Source organism: Methylobacterium sp. E-005, from assembly GCF_022829725.1.
Taxonomy (GTDB): domain Bacteria; phylum Pseudomonadota; class Alphaproteobacteria; order Rhizobiales; family Beijerinckiaceae; genus Methylobacterium.
In genome coordinates, this window is record NZ_JAKSYG010000171.1 from 38,285 (window position 1) to 54,476 (window position 16,192).

The 16,192-nt window shown below is 70.3% G+C and carries 16 protein-coding genes; 8 read left to right on the top strand and 8 right to left on the bottom strand.

Going from position 1 to position 16,192, the window contains the following annotated elements; all coding sequences use genetic code 11:
- Positions 1–126: 126 nt before the first annotated feature.
- Positions 127–375 (top strand): hypothetical protein, encoded by a 249-nt coding sequence (locus tag MKK88_RS18335; RefSeq protein WP_244002194.1) that lies wholly within the window; start codon positions 127–129, stop codon positions 373–375.
- Between the two features lie 76 nt (positions 376–451).
- Here MKK88_RS18335 and MKK88_RS18340 read toward each other — a convergent pair whose 3' ends face one another.
- The gene (locus MKK88_RS18340) at positions 452–1,216 is read right to left on the bottom strand and encodes a 3-hydroxyacyl-CoA dehydrogenase (RefSeq protein WP_244002195.1); all 765 of its coding nucleotides are present in this window, start codon (positions 1,214–1,216) and stop codon (positions 452–454) included.
- Between the two features lie 343 nt (positions 1,217–1,559).
- Here MKK88_RS18340 and MKK88_RS18345 point away from each other — a divergent pair, with 343 nt between their 5' ends.
- Complete coding sequence (locus MKK88_RS18345; RefSeq protein WP_244002197.1) at positions 1,560–2,330, top strand: SGNH/GDSL hydrolase family protein; 771 nt, start codon at positions 1,560–1,562, stop codon at positions 2,328–2,330.
- Positions 2,331–2,401: 71 nt separating this feature from the next.
- Positions 2,402–2,650 carry a hypothetical protein gene (locus MKK88_RS18350; protein ID WP_244002199.1) on the top strand — a complete coding sequence of 83 codons (249 nt, stop codon included), beginning with the start codon at positions 2,402–2,404 and terminating at the stop codon, positions 2,648–2,650.
- 45 nt (positions 2,651–2,695) lie between these two features.
- Here the strand turns inward: MKK88_RS18350 and MKK88_RS18355 are convergent, their stop codons facing one another.
- Positions 2,696–3,481, bottom strand: coding sequence for a GNAT family N-acetyltransferase (locus MKK88_RS18355; RefSeq protein WP_244002201.1), 786 nt, complete (start codon positions 3,479–3,481; stop codon positions 2,696–2,698).
- Between the two features lie 387 nt (positions 3,482–3,868).
- On the opposite strand from MKK88_RS18355, the gene MKK88_RS18360 reads away from it, so the two are divergent.
- Positions 3,869–4,264, top strand: coding sequence for a DUF3307 domain-containing protein (locus tag MKK88_RS18360; protein ID WP_244002203.1), 396 nt, complete (start codon positions 3,869–3,871; stop codon positions 4,262–4,264).
- Between the two features lie 186 nt (positions 4,265–4,450).
- On the opposite strand, the gene MKK88_RS18365 is transcribed toward MKK88_RS18360, so the two are convergent.
- Together MKK88_RS18365 and MKK88_RS18370 are read right to left on the bottom strand one after the other, a co-directional pair.
- A complete protein-coding gene (locus MKK88_RS18365; RefSeq protein WP_244002204.1) occupies positions 4,451–5,596 on the bottom strand; it encodes an alpha/beta fold hydrolase in 1,146 nt (381 codons plus the stop codon).
- A 167-nt stretch (positions 5,597–5,763) separates the two neighbouring features.
- Positions 5,764–6,108 (bottom strand): hypothetical protein, encoded by a 345-nt coding sequence (locus tag MKK88_RS18370; protein WP_244002206.1) that lies wholly within the window; start codon positions 6,106–6,108, stop codon positions 5,764–5,766.
- Between the two features lie 107 nt (positions 6,109–6,215).
- On the opposite strand from MKK88_RS18370, the gene MKK88_RS18375 reads away from it, so the two are divergent.
- Positions 6,216–6,887 carry a FadR/GntR family transcriptional regulator gene (locus tag MKK88_RS18375; protein ID WP_244002208.1) on the top strand — a complete coding sequence of 224 codons (672 nt, stop codon included), beginning with the start codon at positions 6,216–6,218 and terminating at the stop codon, positions 6,885–6,887.
- A gap of 154 nt (positions 6,888–7,041) precedes the next feature.
- Here the strand turns inward: MKK88_RS18375 and MKK88_RS18380 are convergent, their stop codons facing one another.
- On the bottom strand, positions 7,042–7,524 hold the full coding sequence (locus MKK88_RS18380) for a DUF1203 domain-containing protein (protein WP_279602396.1): 483 nt from the start codon (positions 7,522–7,524) through the stop codon (positions 7,042–7,044).
- A gap of 386 nt (positions 7,525–7,910) precedes the next feature.
- Between MKK88_RS18380 and MKK88_RS18385 the strand changes: the two genes are divergently transcribed.
- The 3 genes from MKK88_RS18385 (at position 7,911) to MKK88_RS18395 (ending at position 12,041) form a co-directional block, all read left to right on the top strand.
- A complete protein-coding gene (locus MKK88_RS18385) occupies positions 7,911–8,324 on the top strand; it encodes a hypothetical protein (protein WP_244002212.1) in 414 nt (137 codons plus the stop codon).
- Positions 8,325–8,452: 128 nt separating this feature from the next.
- Positions 8,453–8,752 (top strand): PilZ domain-containing protein, encoded by a 300-nt coding sequence (locus tag MKK88_RS18390; RefSeq protein ID WP_244002214.1) that lies wholly within the window; start codon positions 8,453–8,455, stop codon positions 8,750–8,752.
- A gap of 598 nt (positions 8,753–9,350) precedes the next feature.
- Entirely contained in the window at positions 9,351–12,041 is a 2,691-nt protein-coding gene (locus MKK88_RS18395) for an ATP-binding protein (RefSeq protein WP_244002216.1), read from the top strand.
- Between the two features lie 19 nt (positions 12,042–12,060).
- Here the strand turns inward: MKK88_RS18395 and MKK88_RS18400 are convergent, their stop codons facing one another.
- From MKK88_RS18400 to MKK88_RS18410, 3 genes are all read right to left on the bottom strand, one after another.
- Positions 12,061–12,474 (bottom strand): DUF1236 domain-containing protein, encoded by a 414-nt coding sequence (locus tag MKK88_RS18400; RefSeq protein ID WP_244002218.1) that lies wholly within the window; start codon positions 12,472–12,474, stop codon positions 12,061–12,063.
- A gap of 59 nt (positions 12,475–12,533) precedes the next feature.
- Positions 12,534–13,799, bottom strand: coding sequence for an alpha/beta hydrolase (locus MKK88_RS18405; RefSeq protein WP_244002220.1), 1,266 nt, complete (start codon positions 13,797–13,799; stop codon positions 12,534–12,536).
- Positions 13,800–14,111: 312 nt separating this feature from the next.
- Positions 14,112–16,070: an AI-2E family transporter gene (locus MKK88_RS18410; protein WP_244002222.1), complete on the bottom strand. Its 1,959-nt coding sequence runs from the start codon at positions 16,068–16,070 to the stop codon at positions 14,112–14,114.
- Positions 16,071–16,192: the final 122 nt, after the last annotated feature.

Here is a 16,192-nt window from a genome sequence, read left to right on the forward strand (position 1 = left end):
AGCGTGAAACGCCGGCTCCGGGATACGGTTGCCTCCCCAGGGGAAGAAAAGCCGTCCGCCGTCCGGATGGCGCGGCCCACCGCTCCGCCTGTATGACGGGCTGACCGAGCCGAGATGGAGCCGCCCATGACCGCGAACGAACCCGAGGCGCTGGACGAGTTCACGCGCCTGCACGCCAAGCTGTCCGCCCTGGAAATCGTGCTGGGCGTCCTGATCGGGCGCCTGTCGGAGGAGAATCCCGAGATCCGCGAGGACGTGAAGCGCGACGTGGCGGCGATCCTGTCCGACCTGCCGATCGATGGCCCGAGCGAGGAGATGATCGCCGCCGAGGTCCGCCGGGCCGCCGAGGTCCTGACCAGCGTCTCCATCGGTTGATCCCTGGTCCGGGGATCCCAAAGGGCGAGCCCTTTGGCGGGGCGTCGGGGCGGCGCCCCGACATCAGGCTTCGCCCTCAGCGCGGCGGCATCCGCAGCGCCCCATCGAGGCGGATCGTCTCGCCGTTGAGCATCGGGTTCTCGCAGATGTGCCGGACGAGGGCGGCGTATTCGGCCGGGCGGCCGAGCCGCGGCGGGAACGGCACGCTCTGGCCGAGCGTGTCCTGCACCTCCTGGGGGAGCCCCGCCATCATCGGCGTCTCGAAGATGCCGGGGGCGATCGTCACCACCCGGATGCCGTGCCGGGCGAGTTCCCGGGCGATCGGCAGGGTCATCGCGACCACCCCGCCCTTCGAGGCCGCGTAGGCGGCCTGCCCGATCTGGCCATCGAAGGCCGCGATCGAGGCGGTGTTGACGATCACCCCCCGGGCGCCCTGGTCGTCCGGCGCCTCCCGGGCGATCGCCTCGGCGGCCAGCCGGATCATGTTGAAGGTCCCCACGAGGTTGACCGAGACCGCCCGGGCGAAACTGTCGAGCCGGTGCGGCCCGTCGCGGCCGACCACCTTCTCGCCGGGCGCGATCCCGGCGCAGTTCACGAGCCCGTGCAGGTGCCCGAACGCGTCCAGGGCGGTCCGGATCGCCGCGGCGCCGTCGGCCTCGCGGGTGACGTCGGTCGCGGCGAAGCGCGCCGTCGTGCCGAGTTCCGCCGCCACCCGGGCGCCGGCCTCCCGGGCGATGTCGGCCACCACCACCCGGGCGCCCGCCGCCACGAGGCCGCGCGCCGCCGCCTCCCCCAGGCCCGAGCCCGCCCCGGTGACGATGAACACGCGATCCTGAATCATCCTGGCCTCCCCCGATGGGTCCGGGTCGCCGCGGATGCGCTGCGTCCGGCCCTGACGGACACGACGTAGCGCGCGCCGGGGGGACCCGAAAGCCGCCCGCCATGAGGTCTTGGACCCTCGACCGACAGTTGACGTGTGAAAAATTCCCACATATGACGTGTCCAAGTCGTCGCGTCGTATTGTTTCGTATTTCCATCTGTTTCTGGCGCCGATCGACAGACCATCGAACTATTCCGGGCCGTGTCTCCGGTCGAGGGCCGTCGACCCGCCGCGCTGGACCCGAAACCCTGCACGCGCCCGGTCTCCCGGGCGGCCGATGCCTCATGCCTGCACAGGATTGCCCATGCGCGCACCCTGGTTCGAGACCGCCGCCCGCCACTGGCGACATGGCCGGCTCGTTGGACGGTACTGGGATGCCCGGTCTCCGGCGATCCGCGCGGCCCTGCGCGCCGCCACGCCGGACAGCGTGCTGCTGGCGGGCAATTCCCATGCGGAGTATATCGGGAACCCGGATCTCGGCGGGCGGCCCAGCATCAACATCGCGGTCGGCGGCAGCACGGCGGCCGATTGCGCCCGGCATCTCGCGGTTCTGCACGGCACGGTCCTGCACCGCGCCGACCGGCACCTCCCGGTCCGCTGCGCGGCCTCCGTGCTGATCATCGGCACCAACGACATCATGGGCTGGCGCCATCCGGAACAGGCCCGGAGCGCCGATCGCTTCAGCGTGAAGGTCCGGCGCATCCTGGGTTTCCTGGAGGCATGGTCGACGCAGATCTTCGTCGCCGCGGTCCCGCCGGTCGGCGCCTGGGCGACCGGCCGGGATCCGGCCGCCGTCGCGGTCTTCTCCGACAGGCTCGCGGCGCTCTGTGCCGAGCGGGGCCACAGCTTCTTCGATCCGTTCGCTGCGCTCCGCGCCGGCACCGGGGGGCTGGCTGGATCGGGTCTCTACCGGGACGGCGTGCACCTGGCCGATTACACCCGCCTGGCCGCCGAGGTCGCCCGCTTGGCGGTGATCGATCCGGCCCCGTCCGGGCCGCCCGGGATCCGCCCGGCCGCGCCGAATCCGGCGGCCAATCTCCGGGTCCTTCGTGCGGCCTGGGTCGGCCGCCCGTGAGGGGACCTGCGCGCCTGTCCCCGCTCTTCCGGATCCGTCCGGGGCGACGTGGGATCGGGCGGCCCCGGCCGTTGCGCGTCTGGCCCGGGGAGGCGGCTTTGTGGCTCGCCGAGAACGGCGTCCGGCGCCCCCGGGCGGCCCGGCACGCGCTGGCGGCACTGGCGCGTCCCGGCACGCGGGGCCGATACGCGGCCCGCGCGGTGAGCGGCGGCACGGTCCTGATCGGCCCGGTCAGCGCCCTGGCCCTGCGTAACGCGGAGGCCGAGGTGCAGTTCGTCTTCCAGGTCACGCCCTACGGGTACGGCGAGGAGGCCTTCTAGGGCCAGCCGCCCGCGTCCGGCGGGTGCGACCGTACCTCCAGCCCCTCACGGCGGGCTCGTGCAGAGCAGGGCCGGCGCGCAGACCGTCCGGAAACCCGCCCGGGCGAAGAGCGCCTCGCTGGCGCTGCCGGTCGGGCCGTGAAGGAAGATCGGCAGGAAGACCTGGGTCGCCCCGCGCGCCCGCGCCGCGTGCAGAGCCGCAACGGTCACGGCGGTCCCCAGACCCCGGCGCTGCCGGTCGAACCGGGTGGCGACGTTGTACAGCCCGGCCGTGTCGCCGCGCAGGTAGAGGCTCGCACAGGCCGCCGGGCCGGTGACGTCGCGCAGGACGAGGTGAAGCCGCACAAGGCCGGGCCGCGCCTTCGCCGCGCGCAGGGCCGGCAGGTAGGTGCGGCGCAGATGCGTCCGCACCGCCGGATCGTCCGACAGGTTGACGAAGACCCCCTCGAAATCCGGTCCCGGTGCGGGCGTGGCCTGCAGGGCGACCGCGCCGTCCGCGGGGGACGGCGCCGGCGGCGGCCGTGCCACCATCCAGCGCGCCGGGCGGAGGATCGCGGGCTCGAACAGGCCCCGCAGCAGGGCGACCTCCTCGGCATCCCGGGCCAGGAAAGCCGGCGTCCGGGCGCGCCCCAGTGCCGCCGCGCCGGCCCAGGCGAACTGCTCGGGCCGGCGCACCCCGTAGGCGAAGTTCAGGCTCGGATCCGGGACGCTGCGCGACCAGACGTAGCCCGCACCCCCGGGCCCATGCGCGACGCCGTCGATCAGGGAGCCCGTGAGCGCCGCCACATGGGCGTCGCGCAGGGCCTCGAAGGCGGGCTCGTCATCCCGCATGGTCAGGCGACCGGGCCCGGCGTCCTCGCCGCGCCCGTATTGCTCAGGTTGCGTTCCCGGACCGCCAATCTCGACCTCGTAGGGATTCCCGATATGGCTCCGCTATCACGCAGGGGATCGGCCTAACAATGTTTATTGTCCAGAATTATAACGGTTAAAACCTGGGAAATATTGTGAATTTCGGCCATGGATTGTGATGTTTGCTGGTATTTTAGCGTATATCGTTGAATGATTGCTGATTTCGATCCGCCGTCCGGCGCGGCGCAGATCGCTTTGCGGCACGCCAGGAGGCGGGCGACCCTGTATGCTGGCGGCCCCTCGATTCGGATCATGCGGCGCGCGCGCACCATCGGTCCGCATCTGCGCGGCAGGAGAGTCAGCCCGGCGATGCCGTCCTTCGACACGCCTGTTTCTGTCGGCGCCTTCGCGCTGCTGTTCTTCGCCTTCGCGGTGAAGCAGCTCGGGGCGGATTTCCTGCTCCAGAACGCCTGGATGGCGCACGGCAAGGACCGGACCTCGGCCTGGGTCGCTCCGCTCTGTGCCCATACCGGCCTGCACGGGCTGGGCACGCTGCTGATCGCGCTGCCGGTCAAGCCAGCCCTCTGGTGGCTGGCGCTGGTGGATTTCGCCGTCCACACGGTCATCGACCGCGGCAAGGGCCTGATCGGCCAGCGCACGCAGTTCCCGGTCACCGACGCCCGGTTCTGGTGGCTGATCGGCCTCGACCAGTTCCTCCACACCGTGACCCATATCGGGCTGGCCGCGATCCTGGCGGTGGCCTGAGCCGGGTGGGGCTTTCCAGGTCAGGCCTGATCGGCCCAGGTGTGAGGTGGATGCCTCTGCAGCTTGAAAGCGGATCCGCCGAAACCCACGCATCCGAGCCGGTCAGGCGGGCGATGCGTGGCGGCAGATCCTGGCCGAGAGCCTCTGGACCGCTTCGGACACGATCCGTCGCAGAAGCACGACGGCTCACCGGCCCGTCGGGGGCCTGTGCTCCGCCACCGGGCCCGAGGGTCCGAGCTCATCCATGAACGTCGCGAGGTAGGAGCGCCACAGCTTGGCGTAGCGCAGGGATTGGTGACCATGCGTTTCGGAGGAGGCCGGGACCAGCACGAAACGCGCCCCCGATACCCGCCGGATCGCCGGCTCCATCGCGCCGAGCTCGACCGGATTGAGCGCATCGTCGGCGAAGTTGATCGCCAGGAGCTTCGCCTTGATCGCCCCGAGCTGGGGCGCCGGATCGTAGTCGAACGACGAATCGAACCAGTACAGCCAGTCGTTGGCGTCGACCTTGCCCGCGTAGGTGGCGGCGAGCCGGTCGTAGAGCTTGACTGCATCGGCGTTGCTCGGCGCCTCCCGCTGCTGGCTGAGCACGCTCTCGGTCATGATGTTGAAGAGCGGCAGCACCTTGGTGAACTGGGTCGGCGGCTTCTCGTAGTCCCCGCCCTTGTAGTCCGGATCCGAGCGGATGGCCTCGATCAGGAGGCGCCGCCAGAGCGCGTTGCGTCCGCTGACCGGGATCGGCTGGCTGGCGACCGCCACGAGGCCGTCCATCATGTCGGGGTGGCGCTCGCCCCACATCCAGGTCTGCATCCCGCCCATCGAGGTGCCGATCACCGCCCGCAGGTGCTTGATCCCGAGCCCTTCGGTGACGACGCGGTACTGCCCCTCGACCACGTCACCGTAGCCGTAGCGGGGGAAGCGGCCGCGCAGGCCATCCGAAGGCTTCGTCGAGCCGCCGCGCCCGAGGCCGTCGGTCAGGACGACGAAGTACTGCGCCGCGTCGAGCGGTGCGCCCGGCGCGAACAGCTCCGGGCCCATCGTCGGGGCGAGGAACTGCTTGCCGGTGCCGGTGGTGCCGTGGAGCACCAGCACGGCGTTGTCGATGTGCCCGGCCGCGTCGCGGTGGGGATTTCCCAGCGTCGTGTAGTGCAGCCGGGCCTGCGGCAGGACGGCGCCGCTCTCCAGCTTGAAGTCCGAAAGGACGAGATCCGCCTCGTGCGGGTTCAAGTAGGGTGCCGGTTCGCCCGCCGCTCCGGTCGCGAACGCGATCCCCCAAGCGGCGAGCGTAACCCGCGCGAGACCAGGCAGGCCGCCCGAGGCTGTCGTCGTCATGGATCCAAACCTCTTCCCTGTGGGTACACCGGTCGTTCCGGCCATCGCGACGAACGTCCCGGGCGGGTCACCACGCCCGGTTGGTGACCTGAATCTCACCGACACCGTCACAGGGGCCGTGCAGGACGTCCCCCGGCTTCACCCCACTCACTCCGGCGGGGGGGCGGTCATTTGCGGGTCGCCGGGGGGAACTCGACGGCCCGCGACAGGCAGGCCAGCGCCTCCGCGACCGATCCGGTCATCGGGTTGCGAGCGCCGCGCTGCCGGAACTCGCCGTTGACGCTACATCGCCGCCTCCGGCGACGACCGCACCGGCCGGCTTGGCGAAGAAGGCTTGGCGAAGAAGGCTTGGCGGAGAAGAACGGCGGTTCGCGGTCGGATTCGTGGCCCATCTCCCCGGCATGGGCCGCGGAGGTGCAGCCGACACACCAGAGCCGCCGCACCGGAAAGGCTGCGGCCGCGTCGCTGACGGGACTGGCCACGACGGCGGGTGGCCCGATGACGAAGCGCATCACGGCTTCTCTAACCAATCGTGCATATTGGTTAGAAGGTGGTGCGAGGGGCGTCAAGGCCGCCGTCCTTGGCTGACGGCCCCGGTCCCAGCCGCTAGACTGGAGCCATGGATGACGACGCGGCCCCGGTTCTGACGCTCCTCCAGGCCTACCTCGCGAAGACGCGGCTGCCTGCGGACGGCCGGTTGCCGCCGGAGCGGGTCCTGGCCGAGGCGCTCGGGACGTCGCGCGGCGCGTTGCGGAAGGCGCTGGCGCTGATGGAGGCCGACGGCCAGCTCTGGCGCCACGTCGGCAAAGGCACCTTCCTGGGGTCGCGCCCGCTCGCGGCCATCGATGAGGTGGCGGCGCTCGCGACGCGTGCGACGGCCTCCGACCTCGTCCAGGCCCGCCTGGTGTTGGAGCCCGAGCTGGCAGCCCTCGCCGCCCTCCGTGCCGGCCCCAGCCATGTCGCCGCGCTCTCCGACGCGCTGCGGGCGAGTTGCGCTCCCGGGCAGACCTGGCGCGGCTACGAATTGCAGGATGCGCGCCTCCACCGAGAGGTCGCCCTGGCTGCCGGGAACCCGCTCCTCCTCTTCCTCTACGACCACCTCGCCGCCATCCGGCGCGTGATGACCTGGGACCGCCCGCGTGTCGATGAGGATGGGCCGCCTGTCGATCATCCCTCCTTTGCCGAGCATGACCGGATTGTCGCCGCGATCGCCGCACGCGATACAGCCGCGTCGCGGCGCGCGATGGCAGCCCATGTCACGGCCGTGCATGCCGCGATGGCGCCCGCGTGATCCGATCCTGGCCGTGAGCGATCCATTGGGTTCGGAGCCGCGCGACCGAAAAAAGTGGACGCTCTCCCGCCGACCCAGGTCGGCCCTAACCACAGGGAGCGGCGCTTCCCAAACGCGGTCATCGCCGCGCATGGGCGTTTCACAGCACGCCCCCTCAATCGCACACGCGTTCCACGAGTGATAATAAGCATCCGGGCCGTGCTGTATGGATGTTCACGAACCGGGTGCGCAGGTCCGTGAGAGCACGTTGAAGAGGATCGCCGACATCTTCACCCGAACAAACGTGTCCAAGGTCGTAGAGGCATTGATGGTCGGTATCATACGCCCTTACTGACACCAGTGGGTTCGCCCGCACGATGGGCGCAACTTCGTTGATGGCCGCGTGACGGGGGCAATCTACCTCGTGAAGAAAGATCGGACTGGGCGTCCAATAAATGCCAAGCGGTTGAGGTAAATCGTAGGATCCGAGCAGCATAGTCTCGCCGGGACGAGCGAGTTGCAGGCAATGCCTGCACGGAAATCCGCCCCTCGCCGTTGCGACGACCCTACGAACGCGATTGCCGCGATCATCTGTTCCACTGCCTCGAAAGCGATCGGCCGTCTCGGTCGCAATCGCAACACATCGAAACGTTGTCATGGGCGCACCTCCGGAGCGCGTCCGTAAAACCCGGTGCGGTGTGTCGCATCCCGCTTCTTGCTATCCAATCGCCGCAACTCTTCGCGCTGTTGAGGGCCGCCCCGTATCGGTCGCGAGCGAAGCGCCGACGTCCGCTTGCATGCGAGTTCACGCGGACACGGACCGGCCGGAACCCACCGCCCGCGGCCATCTGCGGTCGTCGCGTTCGCGCGCAGGGCCGTGCCAATCATGGCGCGATGAAGTGAGGCACCAGCGGCGACGTATCGTTGGAGATCGGGCCCGCGCTCTCGCGCAGGATCATCCCACTCGGGGACCGTCGCGGATCAACGCACGCTGGGTCTGGAAGCCGCCGAGCCGGTTGATCGCCTGTGTCCTCTGGCGCGACGTTGGAGTTCAAGGCGGCGAGCGTTAAAGCCCAGGCCATGTTCGATGACGCGGCCGCTCGGCGCTATCTTGCGGGCTTGGCCCCGGTCGCCCGGGGGTCGGTGCGCTGGCTCATCTATGATGAAACGCGGCACTGGGTTTCGGTCGTGGATGGCGAGATCGCCCCGCTGCGAGACGACTGCGCGCATGCCGTCAACGCCATGAGGATGGGGGACGCCAGCGCATCCTTCGGTGATGCGATCCGCGAGTTCCTTGCCGCGGGGACGGATTGCACCCCGCAGGTTGTCGCCCTTTCATGCGCCGTGTTGATGCAGACCATCGGCGATCTCGATGCGGTCTTCGCTCAGATACAGTCTTGTGTGATGGCGACTCTCGTCTACGCGGAGGATGTGGTCGTTCGGCCGGTCGCCCCGTGACCCCGTCCGGCACGGTCGCGGAGCGGGAGGCCATTTCCGCGTCAGATCCAGACAATTCGCGTGTTGGTCGATAGGGGCCTTCAACCGGTGCCGTGCATCCTGTGCCGCGAGAGCTGAGGGCCCCTGGGATGAACGAGCGTCGGGCGGAAGATCGGACCTGCCTCAACATCCCCGGCATGATCCTGGTCGACGAGCACAGGACTTTGCCCTGCCTCATCGCCGACCGCTCGGCGACCGGAATCCGGGTCACGTTGCCAAACCCCGAGAACCTGCCGGACGTTTTCATCCTCACCTTCGATGACACCCGTGAGGCGCTCGTCTGCCGCGCGGCTTGGCGCAAGGCTGACCAGATTGGCTGCATCGCCGACGTGCTGGTGACCGCTTGGCTGGTGCAACCGTTACGTCGCCCGCCGGTGGCCTGGCACTGATCCGCGCCGCGGCTCCGCCGCCTGCAGCGGCATCTGTCGCGCGGGGGCGCCGCGCTGTCCCCGGCCGATCGCCTCCGGCATCTCCACCCGCCGTGCGGGAAGCCACCGGTGCGCGCGGATGGTCTCCCCGCAGCCCGGCATCGCCTGAAACGCTTCTTCGGACACCCCTCGACGTCGGGGCACGGAAAGGGCTCCCGGGGGGCTGGTCCGTACCGGGGTGAACCAGGGCCGCCCGCGGGAAACGGCGCCGGGCCCGAACGATGGCCCAGGCGTTCGAGGCCCGGCAGGCCGGACAGCCTGAGGGCGGCCCGCCGAACGCGCCGCCGGCGCCCCAGCCGCCGGGGCCCATCAACCCGCGATCGTTTCGCAAGCGGGACGCCGCCGGGAACCGTGCATCCCGGCGTTTGGGGCTCGGCGATCCCGTCGAGCAGGGCGGAGGGGTCGTCGGAGCACGGCGCGTTGGGTCCCGCTAGTGGTTTGCGCGTTCGCGCAACCTCCGCGAGGCGTCCGTGTTGTCGACCGCACCAGCGGAACGCGCCGCCCCCGCCAGGGCGGCCTCGCGTCGGCGAGCGCACCAGCCCCCGCCAACGAGGCGTCCATGACCGATCCGACGCTGTTGCCATCCGAGGTCGGGAACGCCCGTCGCCTCGACGTTCTGCACGACTATGCCATCCTCGACACGCCACCCGAACAGGGGTTCGACGACATCGTCGAGCTCGCGCGCCTGACCTGCGCGGTTCCCGTGTCGCTCGTCAGCCTCGTGGCCGGCGACCGCCAGTGGTTCAAGGCCCGCTCGGGCTTCGACCCCTGCGAGACCACGCTGGACAAGTCGGTCTGCGCGCATGCCCTGGCCGAGCCGGACCTCCTGGTCATACCGGACCTGACGCTGGACCCGCGGACGCGGGACAACCCCCTCGTGACGGGCGAGCCGCGCCTGCGCTTCTATGCCGGGGCGCCCCTGCAGGCGCCGGGCGGGGAGCGCCTCGGCAGCCTCTGCGTGATCGACCTGGAGCCGCGCCCGGCCGGCCTGACCGAGCCCCAGGCGACGGCCCTTCGCGCCCTCGCCGGACAGGTCATGACCCAGATGGACCTGCGCCGGGCCATGGCCGAGCGCGAGCGCGTCCTCGCTGGACAGGCGGCGCTGATCGGGCAGCAGAACGCGCTGATCTCCACGCAGGCCGCCATCACGCGGGCGAACGGGGACCGGGACGTCATCCTCGACGTCCTCGTGGCCGGCGCCATGGAGGCCGTGCCCCAGGCCGAGGGCGGCGTCATCGAGATGCGCGAGGGCGATGAACTCGTCTACCGCTCGACGCGCGGGACGCTGGCGGACCATGCCGGCCTCCGGGTGCCGGTCGACGGCAGCCTGTCGGGCCATTGCCTCAGGACCTCGAAGCCGGTGTTGTGTCCGGACGCCATCCTGGACCCCCGGGTCAGGCAGGAACTCGTCCCGATGCTCGCCCTGCGGTCGGCCGTGTGCGTGCCCATCACCCGCGGGGACAAGACTATCGGCGTCCTCAAGCTCCAGTCGAGCCGGCCCGACGCCTTCACGGGCCGGGAGCTGCGCGTCGCCGTCCTTTTCGCCGGGACCGTCCCGGCGGGCTTGGCCGAGGCCGGCGAGGCGGAGGCGCGGCGGGGCATCCGCGCCGGCGAGGCGACGCTCCGCACGGTGATGGAGACGCTGCCCGTCGGCGTCCTGATCGCGCAGGCCCCGTCCGGCCGCATCGTCGGGCACAACGCGCGCGCCGCCGCCATCCTCGGGCACGGGCTGACCCCGGCGCAATCCGGAGAGGGCCCGGCCCGCTGGGTCGGGTTTCACCCGGACGGGCGCCCCGTCGCCCCGGGCGAGTGGCCGCTCCTGCGGGTGGCGCGAGACGGAGAGCCCCGGGCCGAACTGGAGGTCGACTACCAACGGGGCGACGGAACACGCGCCTGGGTCAACTTCACCGGCGCCCCGATGTACGACCACGATGGCCGCCAGATGGGTGGCGTGGTGGTCGTCACCGACATCGACGGGCGCAAGCGGGACGAGCTCGACCTCGCCGCCGCCAAGAGGGCCGCCGAGGAGGCCAACCGGGCCAAGAGCGAGTTCCTGGCGAATATGAGCCACGAGCTGCGCACCCCGCTGTCGGCGGTCATCGGCTATTCCGAGATGCTGCAGGAAGAGATGGAGGATCTCGGCCAGGAGGACCTGCTCCCCGACATGCGCAAGATCGAGGCGAACGCGCGCCACCTGCTCGGTCTGATCAACGACGTCCTCGACCTCTCGAAGATCGAGGCGGAGCGGATGGAGACCTACGTCGAGGTCTTCGAGGTCGAGACCGTCATCCGCGACGTCGCCACGACCGTGGAGGCTCTGGTCGCTCGCAAGGGCAACACGCTGACCCTCGACCTCGGCACCGGCCTCGGCGAGGCACGGACCGACGTGACCAAGCTGCGCCAATGCCTGATCAACCTCCTGAGCAACGCCGCCAAGTTCACCGAGGGCGGGCAGGTCACCTTGTCGGCGGCGCGAGACGAGCGAGACGGCGCCGCCTGGCTGAGATTCGCGGTCTCGGACACCGGCATCGGCATGACCCCCGAACAGCAGGCGCGGCTGTTCGAACGCTTCACCCAGGCCGACGCGTCGACCACGCGCAGGTTTGGCGGCACGGGCCTCGGCCTGTCCATCACCCGCGCGTTCGCGGGGATGCTGGGTGGGGCCATCACGGTGGCGAGCGCGCCGGGGCGGGGCACGACCTTCACGGTCTCGGTGCCGGCGCGCATCACCGGGACGAATGACGAGACGCCGCCCGCCATCGACGATACCGTCCCGGAATCCGTCGATGCGGCTGCCGACGGCGCCGTCCTGGTCATCGACGACGACGCCGCGACACGTGAACTCCTGACCCGCTTCCTGGAGCGGGACGGATACCGGGTCGCGGTGGCTGCGGACGGCCGGGAGGGCCTCGACATGGCCCGGAGCCTCGCGCCGCGCGTCATCCTCCTCGACGTGACAATGCCGCAGATGGACGGCTGGGCGGTCCTGCAAGCCATCCGGGGCGATGCGGCGTTGCACGATACGCCCGTCGTCATGGTGACGGTCCTCGACGAGCAGACACGCGCCGACGCGCTCGGTGCCACCGACTACCTGCAGAAGCCGGTGGACTGGAACGAACTCCACACGGTGATGGATCGGTTTCGCCCCCGGGCCATCGCCGCGGATCGAGGCCTGCCGCGAGCGCGCTCCGCCGACACCGGTTCGGCGGAGCGCGCGTCAACACAGGGGCTGAGAGCCGTGCTCGATTGAAACGCGATCGGGCACGGCTCTAGTCGATGACCTCGACGACCCGGCGCGTGCGTGGATCCACCAGCACCGGGTGATCGTTCACGATGGTGTAGTTGTAACGCGGCAGGGCGAATTCGGGGGGGACGTCGTAGTAGACGACACCGTCCTCGGGGAGGACGGTCCCGACCGTCAGGCTGCCCGGATAGGCGAAGGACGGACGCCGCTCGCCCGCGGCATAGATGCGAAAGCGCTCACGTCGGTCGATGCCGAGGATGCCGTTGGCCGTGCCGACCGCCGCACCGACTGCACCGCCGACGACGGCCCCCAGGGGACCGGCGATCATCGCGCCACGATTCGCACCCTCCTGCGCGCCGCGTTCCAGCCCCTGGGCCTGGGCGGCTGCCGCCCAGGCCAACGTCGCCGCCGCGACGGCCACTCGAACCTTGCCTGCCATTGTCCATTCCCCATGATGCCGGTCGGCCCGGCGTCCGCGTTGCCCGTCGGTCGGGCGGCTCAGCGGCTGCTGGTCAGAGCCCGCACCGGTGCGCCTGCCAGATCGACCGTCGAACCGACCGTGTCCCGCAGGCCGGAGCCGACATTGGACAGGTGCGCGCCGTAAGTCTCGCGCGTCTGCGGGTCGACGATGGCCACCGGGGCCGCGACCGCCAGCGCGGCACCGGTCGCGACCGTGGAGGCGGCCCCGGCCGCCGTGCTCACCAGCTTGTCCCCGAAACCGACCTGTCCGTCGGAGATCGGCTGGCCGTCCGAGAGGCGCTTGCCCAGCAGGGCCACGACGTCACCGGAGGCGAACTTGCCGTGATTCAGCGGGTCGTCGCCCTTCACGGACGAGAGGTTCAGGACACCGATGTTCTGGCGCTCCAGCTCGGTCCGGTAGGGCTCGGCGTTCGGGTCGATGGCGCCCAGGCGGACGCTGTCGCCCCAGACCAGCCGCGAAACCGCCAGGGCTTGGTCGTCGCCGGACACCATCAGCGTCAGCCGCGGCCGGTTCGGGCCCATATCGTGAAACGCCTCCCGGGCGAGGTCCATGTCGACGTCGGGCGCGGCCAGGATGACGTTGCGGATCTTGGGCGCGACGCGCCGGTCGCGGATGGCCATCTGGCGGAGACTTTCCAGCGTCAGCCAATTCCCCATCGAGTGGGCCAGCACCGTGATCTCGCCGACGTTCGGGTCCTTCGACAGGTCCCGCAGCAGGGTCTCAAGGCCGTTGCGCGAGAAGTTGGTGCTTTCCCGGTCATAGCCGTAGGCCAGGACGCTGCCCTTGGACGGCCACGTGAACAGCACGGGCGCGACCTCGGCCCCGGAATCGTGGACGATCTGCGCGAAGCGGAAGACGGCGTCCTCAAACTTGTTGTTGAAGCCGTGCACGAACACGAGCACGTGGCGCTTGGCACCGCGCCGGACGGCTCGTCCGGTCCAAGCGGCGACCGTCGCGCGGTCGACCGGCTCGGCGCGGAGGGCGACGAAGTCGGTGGCCGGATTGCCGGGGAGTGACCTCGGCCATTGCACGGAACCGGGCCGGCGCGTGGCGTCGGGCGGGATGGAAACGGCCAGGTCGGTGTAGGTGACGGCGTTGCCACGCTCGCCGGAGAACAGGACGCCGCGGTCGCTTGCGGACTTGCGGGTCGTTGCCACCAGCATGTCGACCCGCGACGTGCCGGGAACCGTCTCGACGGCGGCGATGGGGAGCAGGACTCCGGTCGGTCGGCCCGCGCACGCACCCAACATGACCAAAGCCGCCGCCGCGCCGATGCCATGCATGACCGGCCGCTTTCCCATAGACGTCACGAGCACCGGCATCCCCGCGGCAAATCCGATCCAACCTGGGCGGGATACGGGTTAATGAGGCCCTAACCCCCCGGACCGGAGGCCGCGTGATATTGGCGGCCTTCGGTCGCGACCGGTGCTAATCGACGATGCCATCGCCGCAGGAAGGGCTCGGACCCGCGGGAGACACGCGTCTGGCGCGCCTCCGGCAGGCCCGACATCGTCCCGGCGCGATGGCGGCCGGGTCAGTCATGGCCCCCTTCGACCGTTCGGCGATGAAGTGGCCGAACCTCGGGGACCGAACGCTCACGCGGCGTCCCGCTCGGCCTTGGCCGTGTGACCGGCCGCCGAGAGGCACGCCTCGACCGCGTCGCGCAGCGACGACACGTAGGCATCGGCCCCGACCTCCCGCCCGACGGCTTCATCCGTCAGGACCTTCTCGCCCACCGGCCACAGGCCGACCAGGATCGGCACACCCGGCGCCCGGCGCCGCAACCGCTCCAGCAGATAGCGCAGGTGAGAGGGATTGCCGGTGATGTCGAGGTAGGAGACGCAGACCATCGCCACATCCGTCATGTCGAGGTCGCGGATGCCCTCGCGCGAGGCCGCCCTGTACGGAGCGACCTGGGCCCCCAGACCATGCTTGCGCAGGAGTTGGGCCAGCATCGCCGAGGATGCCTCGTCGAGCGGACCGCGACCCGCAAGGCACAGGATCGGAGCCTCCCCGCGCCAGCCCTCCGGGAGCTCCCCGCGGGGCGCCGCCTGGCCGGGTACGGCCTCGGTCTTCACGTGCGTCCGTTCCGCCAGCGTGAGGGTATCGGCTGGGCTCACGGCCTTGCCGTCATGGCTGGGCTCGACATCGTCGTGGTCCTCGAAGTCCTCGACGAGGGAGCGCGACGAGGAGCGGATGTTCTCAAGCTGCGCCGGCGTCACGACCCCGCGGGCGAAGTCGTTGGCGGCGAGTTGAAGGCCCTTGAGGGCGACCTCATCGTAGTAGGACGACAGCGAGCGGTCCTTGAGCATCCCCTCGGCGAGTTCGCGGACCTCGTCCGGATCGCCGGCCAGCATGCGCTGGTAGAAGTTCTCCACCGGGGTCAGCGGCGGTCGGTCGCCGAGCAGGATGTCGAGGAACTCCAAGCTGTCGACATGGCGGCCGAGCACGACGAGGCACACGGTGAACGGGGTCGCGAGAATCAGGCCGATGGGCCCCCACAGGAATCCCCAGAACAGCGTCGAGACGATCACCGCGAAGGGCGAGAGGCCGGTGGAGTGGCCGTAGAGCAGCGGCTCGATCACTTGGCCGAACACGGGCTCGGCGATCAGGAACAGCGCCGCGGTGGCGATGACCATCGACCAGCCCGGGTCGACCGCGGCGGCCAGGGCGACCGGGAAGATCCCCGAGACGAAGGCGCCGATATACGGCACGAACCGCATCAGCGCCGAAAAGACGCCCCAGAGCAGGGGGTTGGGCACGCCGATGAACCAGAGGCCGACGCCGACGATGACGCCGAAGGCGGCGTTCATACCCAGCTGAGCGAGGAAGTAGGTCCCCAGCCGCTTCGCCGCGTCGTCCATCGCCACGGTCGTGCGGTGGAGGTCGCTCGATCCGAACAGGCGGATCATGCGGTTGCGCAGGTCCTCGCGCTGCAGGAGCAGGAACACCACGACGACGAGCACGATGCCCACCGTGGTCAGCGGCTCGAAGACCGGGCCGAGCACCTTGCGGGCCAGTTCCAGGGGCGAGATCTCGGGTTCCTGGATGCGCACGAGCTGCGCCTTGGGCGTGTCCCCCGCGGGACCCGTCGCGGCGGCGGTGCCGGAGGCATCGGCCTTCTGCGTGGCGTTCTCGACCTGGTGGCTGAACCGCGCGATGACCCGGTTGGCCTCACCCAGCCAACCCTCCTGCAGCCCGGCGAATTTCTTCTGCACGGTGGCTTGGTACTGGGGGAGGTTGCCCGCAAGGCCCGCGACCTGGGTTCCGATGACGGCACCGATACCCCCGATGACCCCGAGGGCCAGGAGAACGGCGACGATGACCGAGGGCACCCGGCCGAGCCTCGCCCGCCGCAGCAGGTTGACCACCGGGCCCAGAACGAAGCTGAGAAGCACCGCCAGCACGAGGGGGATGAAGACCTCGCGACCAAAGTACAGGGCTTCGACGAGCACGACGCCCACGGCGAGGGTCAGCAGGCCGCGCAGGCCGGGCACGAGGGGCGGTGGTACCTGGGCCGGTGGCTTTACGGCGTCCGTCACGTCCGTCGGCATACGCTGAACTCCCTGCCGCCGGGCAAGGACCGGCACGCCCCTGCCTAACGCCGCTCAGGTCATTTCGTACCGGTATACTTTCACCGCACCCCACGGCCGGAGGATGCGAGGTCAAATGTCCC